The sequence below is a fragment of the Paenibacillus oenotherae genome, assembly GCF_019443105.1.
Lineage (GTDB): Bacteria > Bacillota > Bacilli > Paenibacillales > Paenibacillaceae > Paenibacillus_Z > Paenibacillus_Z oenotherae.
Genome location: NZ_JAHZIJ010000062.1, coordinates 1 through 1,265 on the forward strand (window position 1 = coordinate 1; position 1,265 = coordinate 1,265).

Genomic DNA, 1,265 nt, shown 5'->3' on the forward strand with positions numbered 1-1,265 from the left:
AGAGCGTCCGTGTAGAATCCGCCTTCTTGCTTATCGATGGAAATTGCCGGCACTGGTGCCGCTGCCTCGTACAATACAGCGATTTTGCCGCTGCCGAGGTTACCCGTAATTCTGCCGTTGGATACGGTGAACGTTCCGCCGCCAGAAGCTTTATTCGTATACGTGCCGTTTGCAAGCTTCGTTTCGGAATTGATCTGGATATCCCCGCCCATGTTGACGATGGTTACCCCTTTCGTTCCACGCTCGATCAGCAGCGTTTGGCCGCCTTGCGTGCGCAGGAACTCGCCTTGACCAACCATCGCATTGTGGAATTTGTTGACGGCTACTACATCCGCATCTTTCCACTGATCGTTACCCGGTTGACCGAGCGGGCTTCCGAACTTGCCGCTTCCCGCAGGACGGTTGAAGAACAGGGACGTCGTCTCTGCACGAGCCGCGATGATCGCCCAGCCCATCTTGAGCTGCCATTCATTCAGGAACGTCGATTCGTTCTTGTCATTGGCGTACGTATCATGGGATTCTACCCAAGTGACAAGCTTGGACGGGCTAACACCAACAGCCTCGTAGGACTTCGCAGGTTCAACGTTCTTGCTGCTGATTACATCTCTGATGTTATGTCCGTACTTGTCAGCAGCCAGATTCATGTAGCTCGCGTATGCAGCAAATCTGTCTGCTCCGCCTTGAAGGATCTCACCGTAGATGTACAGCTTGTCCTTGTTCGTCAAGGCACCCAGTACGCGAGGCCAGAAATTCGATGCAGATCCGTCTGGATCATCCGGCAGCTCGATATGCTTCGCAGCATCGAACCGGAACCCGTCTGCTCCCAGTGCAACCGCATCATTCAGGAATGCGATAATCATGTTCTGCAATTCCTGGTTGCCGGTATTCAGGTCAGGAAGATTGATACCCCATTGCGTTACTTGCCATCTGTCATTCCAATCGGAAACCTTTTTGGCTTGGTGCCAGAAGTTAGGGTTGTTTTTGATGGCTGGATCGACATTGTGTGCAGGCTGCACCTCTAAGTCTCCGCCACCAGCGTTACCCGTGTGGTTGGCAACGACGTCAACGATAATGCTGATGCCGTATTTCTCTGCCTCCTCACACAGTCTCTTGAACTGATCTCTGTTACCCAATTGCGTATTACCAATTTGGAAGTTGGTTGGCTGATACAGAACCCACCATTTGCTTCCTTCCGTCAAAGCTTCCTTGCTCGCTTGAATCGGAGAAGTTTGAATCGATTTGTACCCTGCAGCTGCGATAGCTGG

Annotated in this window: 1 protein-coding gene; it reads right to left on the bottom strand. The window is 52.1% G+C overall.

Annotated features, from left to right (window positions below; translation table 11 throughout):
- Positions 1–1,265, bottom strand: a 1,265-nt coding sequence (locus tag K0T92_RS24495) for an alpha-amylase family glycosyl hydrolase (RefSeq protein WP_246628416.1), incomplete at both ends; no start/stop codon positions are given.